The sequence below is a fragment of the Paenibacillus lacisoli genome (assembly GCF_030580655.1).
GTDB lineage: Bacteria > Bacillota > Bacilli > Paenibacillales > Paenibacillaceae > Paenibacillus > Paenibacillus lacisoli.
The window spans coordinates 304,935-319,209 of record NZ_JAUQTB010000001.1 but is presented as its reverse complement, the minus strand read 5'-3'; the positions used below and the strand labels follow the sequence as shown (position 1 = coordinate 319,209).

Annotated in this window: 18 protein-coding genes and 1 other annotated feature (1 of these 19 running past the window's edge); of the genes, 17 read left to right on the top strand and 1 reads right to left on the bottom strand. The window is 48.9% G+C overall.

What is annotated here, in order from left to right:
- Positions 1–154 (bottom strand) — a binding site (T-box leader); it reaches 71 nt to the left of the window's first position.
- Between the two features lie 162 nt (positions 155–316).
- A complete protein-coding gene (locus Q5741_RS01580) occupies positions 317–910 on the top strand; it encodes a CPBP family intramembrane glutamic endopeptidase (RefSeq protein ID WP_305022288.1) in 594 nt (197 codons plus the stop codon).
- Positions 907–1,293, top strand: coding sequence for a hypothetical protein (locus tag Q5741_RS01575; RefSeq protein WP_305022287.1), 387 nt, complete (start codon positions 907–909; stop codon positions 1,291–1,293). The genes Q5741_RS01580 and Q5741_RS01575 overlap by 4 nt, the downstream gene beginning before the upstream one ends.
- A gap of 48 nt (positions 1,294–1,341) precedes the next feature.
- Here the strand turns inward: Q5741_RS01575 and Q5741_RS01570 are convergent, their stop codons facing one another.
- Positions 1,342–2,307 (bottom strand): polysaccharide deacetylase family protein, encoded by a 966-nt coding sequence (locus Q5741_RS01570; RefSeq protein ID WP_305022286.1) that lies wholly within the window; start codon positions 2,305–2,307, stop codon positions 1,342–1,344.
- 93 nt (positions 2,308–2,400) lie between these two features.
- Here Q5741_RS01570 and Q5741_RS01565 point away from each other — a divergent pair, with 93 nt between their 5' ends.
- From Q5741_RS01565 to Q5741_RS01495, 15 genes are all read left to right on the top strand, one after another.
- On the top strand, positions 2,401–2,772 hold the full coding sequence (locus Q5741_RS01565) for a hypothetical protein (protein WP_305022285.1): 372 nt from the start codon (positions 2,401–2,403) through the stop codon (positions 2,770–2,772).
- A gap of 194 nt (positions 2,773–2,966) precedes the next feature.
- Positions 2,967–3,581, top strand: coding sequence for a genetic competence negative regulator (locus Q5741_RS01560; RefSeq protein ID WP_305022284.1), 615 nt, complete (start codon positions 2,967–2,969; stop codon positions 3,579–3,581).
- A 123-nt stretch (positions 3,582–3,704) separates the two neighbouring features.
- The gene (prsW, locus tag Q5741_RS01555; RefSeq protein ID WP_305022283.1) at positions 3,705–4,400 is read left to right on the top strand and encodes a glutamic-type intramembrane protease PrsW; all 696 of its coding nucleotides are present in this window, start codon (positions 3,705–3,707) and stop codon (positions 4,398–4,400) included.
- 62 nt (positions 4,401–4,462) lie between these two features.
- On the top strand, positions 4,463–4,612 hold the full coding sequence (locus Q5741_RS01550) for a hypothetical protein (RefSeq protein WP_305022282.1): 150 nt from the start codon (positions 4,463–4,465) through the stop codon (positions 4,610–4,612).
- Positions 4,613–4,680: 68 nt separating this feature from the next.
- Positions 4,681–6,033, top strand: coding sequence for a germination protein YpeB (gene ypeB, locus Q5741_RS01545; RefSeq protein WP_305022281.1), 1,353 nt, complete (start codon positions 4,681–4,683; stop codon positions 6,031–6,033).
- Between the two features lie 139 nt (positions 6,034–6,172).
- Complete coding sequence (locus tag Q5741_RS01540; RefSeq protein WP_305022280.1) at positions 6,173–6,829, top strand: flagellar brake protein; 657 nt, start codon at positions 6,173–6,175, stop codon at positions 6,827–6,829.
- Between the two features lie 109 nt (positions 6,830–6,938).
- Positions 6,939–7,646 carry a (d)CMP kinase gene (cmk, locus tag Q5741_RS01535; protein WP_305022279.1) on the top strand — a complete coding sequence of 236 codons (708 nt, stop codon included), beginning with the start codon at positions 6,939–6,941 and terminating at the stop codon, positions 7,644–7,646.
- On the top strand, positions 7,643–8,230 hold the full coding sequence (locus Q5741_RS01530) for a lysophospholipid acyltransferase family protein (protein WP_305022278.1): 588 nt from the start codon (positions 7,643–7,645) through the stop codon (positions 8,228–8,230). Before cmk ends, Q5741_RS01530 begins: the two co-directional genes overlap by 4 nt.
- A gap of 138 nt (positions 8,231–8,368) precedes the next feature.
- Positions 8,369–9,598 carry a 30S ribosomal protein S1 gene (rpsA, locus tag Q5741_RS01525; RefSeq protein ID WP_305022277.1) on the top strand — a complete coding sequence of 410 codons (1,230 nt, stop codon included), beginning with the start codon at positions 8,369–8,371 and terminating at the stop codon, positions 9,596–9,598.
- Between the two features lie 181 nt (positions 9,599–9,779).
- Complete coding sequence (gene der / locus Q5741_RS01520) at positions 9,780–11,102, top strand: ribosome biogenesis GTPase Der (protein ID WP_305022276.1); 1,323 nt, start codon at positions 9,780–9,782, stop codon at positions 11,100–11,102.
- Positions 11,103–11,113: 11 nt separating this feature from the next.
- Positions 11,114–11,728 carry a glycerol-3-phosphate 1-O-acyltransferase PlsY gene (plsY, locus tag Q5741_RS01515; RefSeq protein WP_305022275.1) on the top strand — a complete coding sequence of 205 codons (615 nt, stop codon included), beginning with the start codon at positions 11,114–11,116 and terminating at the stop codon, positions 11,726–11,728.
- Positions 11,721–12,761 (top strand): NAD(P)H-dependent glycerol-3-phosphate dehydrogenase, encoded by a 1,041-nt coding sequence (locus Q5741_RS01510; RefSeq protein ID WP_305022274.1) that lies wholly within the window; start codon positions 11,721–11,723, stop codon positions 12,759–12,761. The genes plsY and Q5741_RS01510 overlap by 8 nt, the downstream gene beginning before the upstream one ends.
- Positions 12,762–12,829: 68 nt before the next feature.
- The gene (locus Q5741_RS01505; RefSeq protein ID WP_305022273.1) at positions 12,830–13,105 is read left to right on the top strand and encodes a stage VI sporulation protein F; all 276 of its coding nucleotides are present in this window, start codon (positions 12,830–12,832) and stop codon (positions 13,103–13,105) included.
- 133 nt (positions 13,106–13,238) lie between these two features.
- Positions 13,239–13,841 carry a nucleotidyltransferase family protein gene (locus Q5741_RS01500; RefSeq protein ID WP_305022272.1) on the top strand — a complete coding sequence of 201 codons (603 nt, stop codon included), beginning with the start codon at positions 13,239–13,241 and terminating at the stop codon, positions 13,839–13,841.
- A gap of 43 nt (positions 13,842–13,884) precedes the next feature.
- Entirely contained in the window at positions 13,885–14,232 is a 348-nt protein-coding gene (locus Q5741_RS01495; protein WP_305022271.1) for a 2Fe-2S iron-sulfur cluster-binding protein, read from the top strand.
- Positions 14,233–14,275: the final 43 nt, after the last annotated feature.

The following is a 14,275-nucleotide window of genomic DNA, read 5'->3' as shown; positions in this document are numbered from 1 at the left end:
TCTGACCGACTGGTAACGGAGGTCAACCGACTGAACCTACTGAATTCGGTACAGTAACTCTGGAATGCTTAAGACTTGCCTTTTGCCGCCGATTTGCACCACCCACCGGCTCTCTGAAGACATCGTGCAGTCTGGTTTCCTTCATCGCTTTTGCGTAATTTTTTCATAATGTATCATGCCTTACATGACCATGTCAATAGGATTCAGGACGGGGTTGAAACGCCTTGATGGGTTGGAATAAGGCCTTCGAGCACTTGAATGGGGCACGTTTTTTGGCTATGATTCTATAGTATACTAAGCAGAGGACAGACATAATATGAAAAAATCCAGATTTAAGAGGGTCAAAATGGGACAGGTTGAAGCAGGTGAGCTTACAGACCGTCTGCTGCTCATCAATCTGTATCTAACTCAAGGCATTACTTTGGTAGTGGGTCTGGTATGGGTGCTGCTGCAGAGGCGTAATCCGCTTTTTGTGCTGCATTTGCCAGAAAGCACGGAGTTTATACTATGGGGGCTTGGTCTTGCGGCAGTTATGCTGCTGGTGGATATGCTCTTGTCCCGTGTTATGCCGCAGGACGCCATGGACGATGGCGGGATTAACGAGCTGTTATTCCGGAACCGGCCGGTATGGCACATTATTCTGATTGCTGCAGTGGTGGCCATCTGTGAGGAGCTGCTCTTCCGGGGTGCCATTCAGTATGCATTCGGTATATATTGGACCAGCATTATATTTGCAGTCATTCATATCCGTTACTTGCGTCACTGGCTGCCCACAGGCTGGGTATTTCTCAGCAGCTGCGGTCTGGGATATATTTACTATGTTACAGGCAGTTTGTGGGCGCCGATCTTGTGCCACTTTGCCATTGATCTGATTTCAGGCTTGGCAATACGGTTTCGGAGGGAAGCATGAATCAGGAATTGAGCAGAATGCAGAAATATGGTTCGCAGCGCCGCAGCGGACGGAAAAAATCAGCAGAAGTGACACAGGAGAGTACAAAGGAGCGTTCGAAGGTTCGGGAGAAAACGTCGCTGGATGCATCAGCAGCCAGTCTAAGCCGCAGGGCAGCGCAGGCTCGCAGAGCCAAGGCGGCTTCCACTGAAGATGCGCGCCGCACCCCCGAGGAGGAAGAGGAGCTGCTGACGCGTGCCGAGATGTTTCCTTCACGCAGACTTCGCCTGAGCCGCTGGTTTTTGAATACATTAAGTTTTTTATTCGTGCTGCTGACCATCGGCCTGTTCTGGTGGGGGTTTCAGGGGGCTCCGCCGCTCAGCACATTTTGGGATTGGTTCTAAAGGACAAAGAAAGGCGCATCTGCATGCAGATGCGCCTTTCTTTGTGGGTCAGGGCTGCTTGGAAGCATCAATGCTGTTAGGATCAACGAAGCTGTACCCTTTCTGCTCAAGCTTGGTCAGCAGCTGATCAAGCGTCTCGGCCGTCCAGGGAAGTTCGTGCATCAGGATGTTGCTCCCCGGATGGAGCTGATCCATGACATTTTTGATGATGGCCTCGGATTTATTGGGATCCTTGGCTTTCATCTCCCAATCGAGCGAGCCGTTGGACCAGGTCATATAGAGCAGGCCGTTCTCCTTGGCCACTTTACGTCCGATGTCACCGCCCGCCCCATGTGGGGGTCTGAAGAATACGGGGGTCTTCCCGGTTACTTCCTTAATTATTTTTTGGACATCTTCAATCTGATGGCGGACTTCCGCCTCGGACTGGTCCTTTAGAACGATATGATCCCAGCTGTGATTGCCGATAACCTGACCGCGCTTCTGGATCAGCTTAAGCAGCTCAGGATGGCTTTTGACCCGGTAACCATTTACGAAAAAGATGGCTTTCGCCTTATGCTTGTCCAGCGTATCAATGATCTGGTTGATCATTTCGGCTTCTTTCGGGCCATCGTCGAAGGTCAGCAGAACAACTTTTTTCTCAGTACCTTCCTCGTTAGGAACGATATTATAGACCTTGTTCATATGATACTTGATTTCCGTTTGTGCTGGTGTTGAGGCTGTTGTCTCCTGGTTCTGGCTGACGTCTGAGCTGGCTGCAGGGCTGTCTGGATTGCTCCCAGAAGTGGTTTGATTGGCGGATCCTTTGGATGAGGCTTGGTCCTGATCCTTGCTGCCGGAATCATTAGCTGGCTGGCCTGCTGTTGAATTGCCGGGTGAAACAGAGTTTGATGAAGATGAAGTGCTGCTGTCAGGAGAGGCTGCAGAATCCCCGCTGATCTCTGAAGTTCCGGCCGAGCCGCAAGCACTTAGTGTCAAGCTGGCGGCGAGAAGCATGGCCGCTGTCTTTTTACCCATGATTTCATCTCGCTTTCCTGTTTTTATGCCGCATGAGTTAGGATGTTTCCGCGAACACTAAACTCGATTCTATCATAGAAGGAGGTAATAAATGTGAAGACTTCTTCATTTTTTCTGGGTCTGGTTGTTGGTGCAGCAGCCCAAACGATGATGCAGCGCCGTAATTTTTCCCTGTTCTCCTCAGGCTCCAAGGGTGGAAATTCGGTGGGACAGATGGTCAACCAAGCGAAAAACACAGTCATGGATGCTGCTTTTCCGGGAATGGGCTCCATGACGGACAAATTGAAGGACGGAGAAAATAACTCCCGCCAGCATAATGCTGCTCAGATCGACCACAAGTCAACGATCCGTGACAAGGAAGCCAACTTCCGCATGCTGAAAGATTTTATCCGTACCAACCCTGACGTTAAAAAAGAAGTTGAAGCTATCCTGAAGGATACTCACACAGCCATACCTGGTTTGTAAACCGGAAGTCAGCCTTGAGAATCATTTATCTCTTCCCTGTGAAAAGATAGGTGATTCTTTTTTTAAAACGATTTTATTACGTGCATTTGTGGGTATAAAATGATAACATAACTACATAGAACCATTTTCTTCACACATGCTATTTAGGCATCATATTTTATTATATTACTTGGTTGTTAAGGGGAGGATCCTGTATGAAAATAGAAAGACTAGGCCAAGATAAGATACGGATTTTCCTGACTTTTGACGACCTGAGCGAGCGTGGCATCCAAAAAGACGATATGTGGCAAGAAATACCTAAGGTTCATGAACTGTTTACAGAAATGATGGACCAGGCCTACAGTGAATTGGGCTTTGACGCGACAGGACCTTTGGCTGTAGAAGTTTTCGCACTGCCTGCTCAGGGAATGGTCGTTATTGTGACCCGCGGAAAATACGATCAGCAACGATACGGATCGGGCGCTGAAGATGAGTTGCCTGAAGAAGTTTATGAGATGGAAGTAACGCTTGAAACGAGCGACTCCATTGTATATGCATTTAACGATTTCGAGGTGCTGATAGAGGCTGCGCATATGCTTCATGATCATGTGACCAATGCCGGCAAGCTGTATCATTACAAAGGAAAATGGATTCTATATCTTGAACCGGATGAGGTGGAGGAGAGCAAACATGCAGCATTGATTGCGCTGCTGGCCGAATTCGGGGAAGGAACCTCGGTTACACCTGCGGTACTTGAGGAATACGGGAAAGTGGTTATGCCGGAACAGGCTGTCGAAGTGCTCTGCACCCATTTCAGCCGCCAGGGATAATAGAATAACCTGAAGACGGTCTGCAGAAGTTCTGCTTGTGCAGACCGTCTTCTTCTGTTTTGCGGCATGTTTTGTGGTATAGTGATGGTATACATTTTAGGGTGATATGAGGAGGAGTGTTCGTTGCTTTTGTTTTCCATAATTACAGCGGCAGTTGCTCCGGGCCTCGCCCTGCTGACTTATTTTTATCTGAAGGACCGGTATGACTCAGAACCGCTTCATATGGTCGTCAAGGTCTTCCTCCTGGGATTTTTGGTGGTTCTGCCTGTGATGATTCTTCAGCGGGGATTAACCTTGTGGCTTGGGGATCATCCTTTGATCTCTTCGGTGGGGATATCTGCCGGTGTAGAAGAGTTTTTCAAATGGTTCGTTCTGTACCATATAATTTATAATCACACGGAATTTGATGAGCCGTACGACGGTATATTATATTCTGTCGCGATCTCGCTCGGTTTCGCGACTGTGGAGAATATCATGTATGCTTTTGCAGGCCATGCCTCGTTCGGGTATATGCTGATGAGAGCTCTGCTGCCGGTATCCGGTCATGCGATGTTTGGTGTCATGATGGGATACTACCTGGGAAGGGCCAAATTCAGCCAAGGACGTAAAACACGCTATTTTATTATTGTGTCCCTCGTCTTTCCGATGTTCTGGCACGGTATCTACGATTTGATATTGAACACGATGACCCATTATTGGGTATGGTTCGCCGTTCCGTTGATGGCCGGTCTGTGGTATACAGGCATGGGTAAAGTTAGAAGAGCTAATAACCGTTCGCCGTTCCGTTTTGTGAAGCGGGAGGAAGAGGTTAACTTGTAAGAAAATGGGCACACTGTTCTATCATGAAGGTCTATAACCCATGATGAACGGAGGTGCCTTTTTTGCGTGTAAAAGTCATGATTCGCTGCAAGCGCTGCGGAGAGCGCTTCGTCCTGCGCGGCCGTAAAGAACATGGAACGATTGAAACGGGATTCAAGCAGTGCCTGTGCGATAATCGCGATCACTTTGAGATTGAGGAAACGGTTCTCTAACCCATGAATAAGACTCCCCGCTTCTTGTCACAATAAGGGCAGTGTACCAGAAGAAAGGGGAGCTAATCTTGTATAAACGTTTAAGTGCGGTTTTGTTCCCGGTCATGACGCTGTTTTTAATCGGCGCATTGGTCTGGGGTTATCGTGAGAACCAGGAAAAGAACTCTGTGCTGATCAAGGCGGAGAACCAATATCAGCGTGCGTTTCATGATTTGTCTTATCATATGGACCGCCTTCATTCTGAACTCGGCAACACGCTGGCGGTCAATACCACCTCGCAGGGTATGCACCGCAAAAGTCTGATGAACGTATGGCGGCTGACAAGTGAGGCGCAGAACGAAATAAATCAGCTGCCGTTGACGCTCATGCCTTTTAATCATGCGGAAGACTTTTTGTCCCGGATTTCAAATTTTGCGTATCAGACGTCGGTCAGAGACCTGACCAAAGAGCCGTTGAGCGAGCGTGAGATCAAGAATCTGAAGTCTCTTTATTCGAGTTCAGACCAGATCACCAAAGATCTGCAGCAGGTGCAGAGTAAAGTTATCAGCAACAATCTGCGCTGGATGGATGTCGAGATGGCTATGGCCTCCGAACACAAGCAGGCGGATAACACCATCATTGACGGATTTAAGACCGTTGACAAGAAAGTAACCCAATATTCGGAGCTCGACTGGGGACCGACGATCGCCAGCATTTATGACAAACGTTCTGTCAAAAAGTTGGATGCAGCACCCGAGTCAGCGGAACAAATCCAGCAGAAGGCTGCGGAATTTGCCGGTGCCAATAAACAGAATGTACGTGTCACTGAGCAGGGGAAAGGGACAGAGTGGGCCTCCTACACCGCTTCCGTCCAGGACCGCGGCCGTACCGCTTATTCAATGGACTTTACCCGCAAGGGCGGCAAACTCATTTCCTATGAGAACCGCAGAGAGATTGGCGCCAAACAAGTTGACCGTCGAACCGCACAGTCAAGAGCCGACCGTTTTCTCGAGCAGAAGGGCTACCCGGGAATGACGGCGGTATCGTATGATGAATATGGCAACATCGGCAACTTCACATATGCCCGTAAACTGGGGGACGTGATTGTATACCCTGAGAAAATGACCGTACGGGTGGGGCTGGACAATGGTGAGGTTACCGGCTTCCAGTCGAGTGATTATGTTTACCAGCTGAAGCAGGATCGGAAGATGCCGAAACCAAAGCTGGATCTCAAGGCTGCCCGCGGATATTTGAATCCGGATTTCAAGGAGCTATACCACCGGATGGCCCTGATCAAGAATGATTTGTCCACTGAGGTGCTCTGTTATGAATTCGGAGGCGGTATCAACGGTACAAAATACAAAATCTTTATCAATGCAGATAACGGGCAGGAAGAATCCGTGGAAGAAATTCGCAGCAGCAAAGCACTGGCGAAGATGTAATGGATGATGTGTTTGAGTTCATACTCAAAAAAGCTCTCTTTTGAGAGCTTTTTTTTATATTTATCAGGTGGGAAGTCATGGTATAATCGGACTATTATTCATCCAGTACAAGATCAGGTAGGTTAAGGCAGGTGTGGGGATGTATCCAAAAGTAAATGAAATGCTGTATCTGCAGCTTGCTTCTGCTGAAACGCAGGAGCCAAAAGAAGAGTTCAAATCAAGAGTAGCCGAAATGAAGGAAGACAGCTTGTTGATCGAGATCCCGTTCAGCCAGGAGAATGGGCGTCAGAAAAGACTGCACCTGGGGGAAGAGTTATCCATTTATTACATATCGGCAGACGGCAAGAAGAGTTATTTTAACTCCTATGTGCTGGGCTTCCTGGAAGACCAGATCCAGCTGGTCCGCATCCGCAAGCCGGAACCGGAAGGAATTACAGCATTTCAGCGCCGCGGCTTTCTTCGGGTAAATGCTTCGCTTGAGATTGCGGTTAAATTCCATCATGATTTTACACGCTTTCTGGCGCGGACCCGGGATGTTAGCGGAGGCGGTTTATCATTCTATGGAGATTCGAGGCACCCTCTGACCGAGGGTCAGCCCTTGTCCTGCTGGCTTTTGATTAACTACCGGAACGGGACCGTTGAACATATGCCGTTTGAGGGTGAAGTTGTCCGTATACAGGACCAGGAGGCCGGTCCTGCTATCGTCATGCTTAAATTTACTGACATCAAAGATGCAGAGAGACAAAAAGTGATTAAATATTGTTTTGAGCGGCAATTGGAAACACGAAACGCTTAAGGCATTTGGATACATTTTTGCATCACTGTATAGAGTGTGGTATAATTTTCACGTCGCAGGCAATGCCTGCTTTTTTAATGAGGATGAGCTTTGAGGAGGAATGACCCCGTTGTCAAGCCAGAAGACAGCAAGTAACGGGAACATCAACGTGGCAATAGACGGACCTGCCGGCGCGGGGAAAAGTACGGTTGCCCGTAAGGTAGCCGAAGCTCTGGAGTATGTGTACATAGACACCGGAGCCATGTACAGGGCGGTCTCCTGGTATATGATCAGGAACGATATTCTGCCTGAGCATGTTGAAGAGGTCGAACATCATGTTAAGAATTTGGTGATTGATCTGGTCCCTGATGCCGGAGGACAGAAAGTCTATTGTAACGGTGAAGATGTAACAACAGTGATTCGTTCACTGGAGGTGACCAATGTGGTGTCGCTTTATGCCTCCATAGAGAGCGTGCGAACACACTTGGTGCAGAACCAGCGCCAAATGGCTTTGAGGAAAGGCGTTGTCATGGATGGCCGCGACATTGGCACTACGGTGCTGCCTGATGCGGAAGTCAAAATTTTTATGACCGCCAGCGTTCAGGAACGCGCTCTACGCCGCTTCAAGGAGCTGGGAGACTCTTTTGACATTACACTGGAGCAGTTGGAGAAGGACATAGCCAACCGTGACAAGCTGGATGAAGAAAGAGAAATTTCACCGCTTCGATGCAGTGAGGACGCAATTGTGCTCGATACGACTCACATGAGTATCCCGGAGGTCGTTGAAACCATTGCCGCTTATTGCAGAGCCGCGAGGGATGGAGAGAACCGGTCATGATTTACGTCTTTTGCAGGAATGTGCTTCGGTTAATTTACGCCATTTTGTTCCGCCTGGAAGCTGTCGGTAAGGAGAACGTCCCTAAGGAAGGCGGCGTTATGCTCTGCTCCAATCATATCAGCAATTTTGACCCACCTACCGTCGGGATTTTGCTTGACCGTAAAGTCCATTTTATGGCGAAAGCAGAATTGTTCAAAGTACCGGTGTTGGGCTGGCTGATTGAGCGTCTTGGGGCTTTTCCGGTCAAGCGCGGCGGTGTCAGCAAAGAATCCATCAAACTGGCCATTACGATCCTTCGTGAAGGCAAGGTGATGGGGATTTTTCCGGAAGGTTCCCGCGGTGCCGGCATCGGCAAGAAGGGAGCAGCCAGCTTTGCGCTTCGCAGCGGTGCGGCTGTTATTCCTGTAGCTGTTATCGGCAATTATAAAGTCTTTCGTAAGATCAAAGTCATTTATGGTGCTCCTGTCAGTCTTGAGGAATTTAAATCCCGGGACATGGAAGGAGATCCGCTGGAGTTGGCAACAGACAAAATTATGTCTAGAATTAAAATCATGAAAGAAACAGGACAACCGACCCTGGATTAATGCACTGCATGAACATTATAATTTCATGGAAAGCTAAACAGGCTGAAGTCCTGCCCAGCAAAATAGGTTAATAATGTTTTGAACTCTGCTATACGCAGGTTTAAATAAATGGGGTTTTGAATCGAGGAGGGTATTGACATGTCGGAAGAAACTAAAAATCAAGAAGTTGCCGAAACGGCAAATCAAGATGCATTGGACCAATTCGTAGCTCTGAAAAAAGGGGATACGGTAAAAGGAACGATCGTCAAATTGGAAGATAACCAAGCTGTAGTAAGCATTGGATATAAATATGACGGTGTTGTTCCGGTTCGCGAATTGTCTTCTGTTCAAGTAGACAACGCAGCTGACGTGGTTCAGGTTGGCCAGGAAGTGGAATTGAAAGTGGTCAGCATCGACGATGACAAAGAAAGACTGGTACTGTCCAAACGTGCAATCGACAGCGAAAATGCTTGGGAAGTATTGCAGCAGCGTTTTGACAACAATGAAGTATTCGAAGTGACTGTATCTGATGTCGTTAAAGGCGGTATCGTAGCAGACGTGGGCGTACGCGGATTTATCCCGGCATCCATGGTTGAGCGCCATTTCGTTGAAGACTTCAGCGATTACAAAGGCCGCACACTTCGCGTTAAGGTGAAAGAGCTTGACCGTGAGAACAACAAGGTGATCCTTTCCGCTAAAGACGTCCTGGAGCAGGAGTTTGAAGCCAACAAGCAGAAGGTAATGGCCGAACTGAAAGAAGGCCAGGAAATTACAGGTACTGTTCAACGTTTGACTCAATTCGGCGCTTTCGTTGATGTAGGCGGCGTTGATGGTCTGGTTCACGTATCCGAGATTGCTTGGACACATGTTGCCAAACCTTCCGATGTACTGTCTGAAGGAGATACAGTGACAGTGAAAGTGCTGAAAGTTGATCCGGAAAAAGGCAAAATCAGCTTGAGCATCAAGGCTGCACAGCCAGGTCCATGGGAAACTGCAGCTTCCGGCTTCAACAATGGCGACATTGTTAAAGGCCAAGTAAAACGTCTTGTTGATTTCGGTGCATTCGTGGAAATCGCTCCAGGAGTTGAAGGTTTGGTTCATATTTCCCAGATCTCCCATTCCCATATCGGTACTCCACATGAAGTGCTGAAAGAAGGACAAGAAGTTCAGGTTAAAATTCTTGACTTCAACCCTTCCGAACAACGTGTCAGCCTGAGCATCAAGGAAACAGAAGAAGCTCCTGCACAGGCACCACGTGCTGAAAGACCAGCTCGTGAACGCGCTCCTAAAAAAGAAGAACTGAATAACCCGAACGTATCCCTGAGCAACCAAGGTATGAGTGTTACTCTTGGCGAGCGTTTCGGTGATAAACTCAGCAAATTCAAGTGAGCCTTTCACGACTAGTTTATTACATTTAACAAACACCATCGGCGGACCCAGAGGGTTCGCCTTTTCTTTTGTTGTTAAGCACCTGCAAAAAAGTTAATACTGCATGATAGAGGTATAGTACCCAAGCAGTTTATTTTTTGCTATGATGAGAATCGTAAGAATTGACAGGAGGAGTGCTTTTATGGCAAGACCCGTAGTGGCCATCGTCGGCCGGCCGAATGTAGGGAAGTCAACTATATTCAACCGGATTATCGGGGATCGCCTGGCCATCGTGGAAGACAAGCCGGGTATTACGCGCGACCGTATTTACGGCATCGCCGAATGGAACGGCAAATCATTCAGCGTGATTGATACTGGAGGAATTGAGATCGACGGTGAAGACGTGATGCTCAAATCAATCCGGATGCAGGCTGAATTAGCAATTGAGGAAGCTGACGTTATCGTCTTCATGTGCGATGCTAAAGCCGGGGTTACCCAATCCGATGAAGAAGTGGCACAGATGCTGTACCGCTCAGGTAAACCGATTATTGTAGCCGTTAACAAGGTAGACAACCTTGAGCGGCATGACTTGATTTATGAATTTTACGGATTTGGCTTCGGAGATCCGATTGCAGTCTCCGGCAGCCACGGGACCGGTGTCGGCGATCTGTTGGATAGCATCACGAACAATCTTCCTGTACCGGAAGAAGACGAATATGATGAAGATGTCATTCGTGTGGCGCTGATCGGCCGTCCGAACGTAGGCAAATCTTCTCTCGTCAACGCCATTCTGGGGGAAGAGCGCGTCATCGTCAGCGATGTTGCGGGCACAACACGGGATGCTATTGATACCCCGTTTGAACGTGACGGCCAGCGTTACGTACTGATCGATACCGCGGGCATGCGCAAACGCGGCAAGGTATATGAAACCACCGAAAAGTACAGTGTGATGCGCGCCATGCGTGCCATTGAACGTGCTGATGTGGTTTTAGTAGTTATTAACGGTGAAGAAGGTATCATTGAACAGGACAAGCATATTGCGGGTTATGCGTATGAAGCAGGGAAGGCGTCGCTATTCGTTGTCAACAAATGGGATGTTGTCGAAAAGGATGACAAGACGATGCACCAGTTTGAGACCAAAATCCGTGACCATTTCCTGTTTATGACGTATGCACCGATCGTTTTCCTGTCCGCCAAGACGAAGCAGCGTCTCCAGAAGCTTCTTCCTGTGGTCCAACACGTATCTGAGCAGCATGCCTTGCGTGTACAGACCCACCTTTTGAATGATGTAGTCTCTGACGCGGTAGCCATTAACCCGCCTCCGACGGACAAGGGCCGCCGAATGCGGATTAACTATGTAACACAGGTATCGGTCAAGCCGCCTACCATGGTGGTGTTTGTTAACGATCCGGAATTAATGCATTTCTCCTACGAACGCTACCTGGAGAACAAGATCCGGGCCGCCTTTGATTTTGAAGGGACGCCGATTCGGATCTTCACACGGCGCAAGTCTGACGAAAGTTAGGGGAGAACGAAGTGACTTTGAAGATTGTAGCAATAGTGATCAGCTATTTTTTGGGATCGGTCAGCTTCAGTGTTTTGTTAGCCAAAATGCTGAAGGGCATTGATATCCGTCATCATGGAAGCGGCAACGCCGGGGCTACGAATACTTTGAGAGTACTGGGAAAGGGTCCCGCGATTCTGGTGCTGCTGCTTGATGTCCTCAAAGGTATTGCCGCGGTATGGCTTGGAAAATGGCTGGGCGGCGATTCCTTGTGGATTCCGGCGCTGTGCGGGATTGCAGCCATTATCGGTCACAACTGGCCCATCTACTTCCGCTTTCGCGGAGGAAAGGGCATTGCAACCGCGATCGGCGTTCTGGCAACGCTTTGTTTCCTGCCGGCACTGTATGCCGGTATCATTGCAATTATTTCGATCTTTATTACCCGTTACGTTTCGCTGGGGTCTCTGATATTCGTCATTTTGACACCCGCCATTCTGCTGATGCTCCCTACTTATCCGCTGACCCTGTTTTGGGCCGCTTTGATTATCTGTGTGTTTGCAATTTGGCGTCACCGGACGAATATCAAAAAGCTGATCCATGGCAAGGAAAATAAGCTGGGTAACAAGGGGGAGAAGCGAGTTGTCTGACAAGGTTGCAGTACTCGTAGCTGGCAGCTGGGGAACAGCGCTTGCCAGCGTTCTGGCCTATAACGGATTAAACGTAGTGATGTGGACTCGAAAAGAAGAACAGGCTGCAGAGATTAACGAACGCCATACGAACGGCCAATATCTTCCCGGTACGGTTCTGGCTCCGAATCTGACAGCGACAACGCAGCTGGGACAGGCGGTGGACGGGGCCAAAGCAGTGATTATCGTTGCACCTTCATCTGCAGCAAGACAGGTTGCCCAACAGCTGAAGGAATATTACAGAAAAGATATGCTGATCGTGCATGCGACTAAAGGGTTTGAGACGGAAAGCCTCAAGCGGATGTCGACCGTTATCGCCGAAGAATTAGACTGCCAGGAAGGCGATATCGTTGTTCTGTCTGGTCCGAGCCATGCTGAGGAGGTAGTCCGGCGTGCTCCCACAACCGTAGTCGTGGCTTCTCTGAATGACAAAGCTGCTGCTGCTGCGCAGGATCTGTTTATGAACTCCTATTTCCGGGTGTACACTAATCGTGACCTGGTCGGCGTAGAGCTAGCAGGAGCTCTTAAGAACATTATCGCTTTGGGTGCAGGTATGTCCGACGGTCTTGGCTTCGGAGATAACGCTAAGGCAGCGCTGTTGACACGGGGATTGGCCGAGATCAGCCGGATCGGTGTAGAAATGGGTGCGAATCCGTTGACTTTTGCCGGTCTTGCCGGGATCGGCGATCTTGTGGTAACTGCAACCAGCCATCACAGCCGCAACTGGCGTGCAGGCAAACTGCTGGGCGAAGGACAGCCTCTTGAAGAAGTGCTGGAATCGATGGGGATGGTTGTAGAGGGAATCCGTACGACCAAAGCCGCACACTCCATTTCGCTTAAATTCGGGGTCGTGATGCCAATTGCCGAGCAGCTGTATAAAGTCTTGTTCGAGCAAAAGGATGTCCGTACAGCTGTTGAGGCTCTAATGGGCCGTGATCCAAAGACCGAAATGGAAGTCATGCCGCTCCAGACCTGGGAGCAGTGGCATTCCTAACAGCTCATTCACCTTTACCGTCATTGTCTCATACATTAAGGAGAGCAATGCCGGAGGAGGGAGAACAGTTGAGCAAAGACTTTTCGAAGGATGCGCTGAAAGCCATTAATAAGAAAAGCGGTAAAACCATCAGTGAGAATGCTGTGAAAAAGCTGGCCAGCACCGTGAAGCCTGAGACTCTTCAGAGTGAAGCACAGCTGCGGCAGCTGATTAAACAGGTATCCGCGATGGCCAATGTGCCGGTATCGGAAGATACGATCAAGAGCATTATCAGCACGGTCAAAAAGAGCGGTATTAACCCGTCTAATATGGAAGCGCTGATGAAAATGATGATGAAGAAATAAGGTTTCAGCTCCAGATGCCTCCGGATCAAGATCCGGGGGTATTTTTGTCTGTTTGTCTGAACAGCGTAATTGTTTACATAATGGTATACTTGTAAAAAGCATAAAAATCAAAATAGAGGGCGGGGACATCATTATGAAGTCATTTCAAGCGCCTGAACAGCTTCGCAAACAAGAGGATTTGGCTGAAGGGCTGAGAACGCTGCATGAAACATGGGGTGATCCAGAGTACAGCTGGGTGGTCGGAGGCAGTACGAGTCTGCTTGTACAGGGTGTTGAGCTGGCGGAGCCTCCAAGGGATATTGATGTATATGCGGATATGGAAATGGCCAAAAAGCTGCATCTGAAGCCTCCTGGAAGGATGACAGATGTGCAGCTGCAGGATCGGAACGGAATTTACTCCTCTTTGCTGAGTCATTATCAGGTTCATCGCTTTTCCGTAGAGCTGGTTGGGGATTTTCAGGTACTGCCGCCAGATGCGTCATACCGTATGGAGGTAGAGCATGTGCTGATACCGTACGCACCCTGTCTGCTTCTTGACGAGGCTCGTATTTATCTGACTCCCCTGAGCCATGAATTGATATTCAACATCTTCCGCGGCCGAGAAGACCGTTATGAGCCGATAGCTGCGACAATGAAATCAGATCTCCAGGCGCATCGTCCTGTTCTGGATCTGATCCAGCGGCGTAACAGTATGACAGTCAAGCAGTGCAAACTTCTGGAATCCTTGTTAAGCTGAAGGACAACGGTCCTGCAGCTTGATGAAGAAAGAGAGGCCCCTTATGGCATATTCAATCACATTCCTGCCCGCTGGCAAGCAGGCCCAAGTGAAGAAGGACACAACGGTCTTACAGGCTGCACGCAGAGCGGCTGTTCCTATCCAGACGAGATGTGACGGCAAAATGGGCTGTCTGATGTGCAAAGTGAAGCTGCCTGACGGAATGTCGGATAAAGTATCACCGCCGTCTCCAGGAGAGCTTCTGAAGCTTGGGGGATCGGTTAAAGACGGGATCAGACTGTCTTGTCAGGCAAAAATCAGAGAATCCCTGACCGTTGAAGTTCCTGAGGACCGGCTGAAGGCAGCAGTGCGCAAGCAGCTGGAGCAGCAGCAGGAAGATACATTATGGTAACCGGGTAACAGCATACGGTTGAATGAAACCCTCTTCCGGGAGA

Excerpts from the sequence above, each read along its gene's own strand:
- Q5741_RS01580 (WP_305022288.1), top strand. The coding sequence starts at position 317 with ATGAAAAAATCCAGATTTAAGAGGGTCAAAATGGGACAGGTTGAAGCA.
- Q5741_RS01575 (WP_305022287.1), top strand. The coding sequence starts at position 907 with ATGAATCAGGAATTGAGCAGAATGCAGAAATATGGTTCGCAGCGCCGC.
- Q5741_RS01570 (WP_305022286.1), bottom strand. The coding sequence starts at position 2,307 with ATGGGTAAAAAGACAGCGGCCATGCTTCTCGCCGCCAGCTTGACACTA.
- Q5741_RS01560 (WP_305022284.1), top strand. The coding sequence starts at position 2,967 with ATGAAAATAGAAAGACTAGGCCAAGATAAGATACGGATTTTCCTGACT.
- Q5741_RS01540 (WP_305022280.1), top strand. The coding sequence starts at position 6,173 with ATGTATCCAAAAGTAAATGAAATGCTGTATCTGCAGCTTGCTTCTGCT.
- Q5741_RS01530 (WP_305022278.1), top strand. The coding sequence starts at position 7,643 with ATGATTTACGTCTTTTGCAGGAATGTGCTTCGGTTAATTTACGCCATT.
- rpsA (WP_305022277.1), top strand. The coding sequence starts at position 8,369 with ATGTCGGAAGAAACTAAAAATCAAGAAGTTGCCGAAACGGCAAATCAA.
- der (WP_305022276.1), top strand. The coding sequence starts at position 9,780 with ATGGCAAGACCCGTAGTGGCCATCGTCGGCCGGCCGAATGTAGGGAAG.
- Q5741_RS01500 (WP_305022272.1), top strand. The coding sequence starts at position 13,239 with ATGAAGTCATTTCAAGCGCCTGAACAGCTTCGCAAACAAGAGGATTTG.
- Q5741_RS01495 (WP_305022271.1), top strand. The coding sequence starts at position 13,885 with ATGGCATATTCAATCACATTCCTGCCCGCTGGCAAGCAGGCCCAAGTG.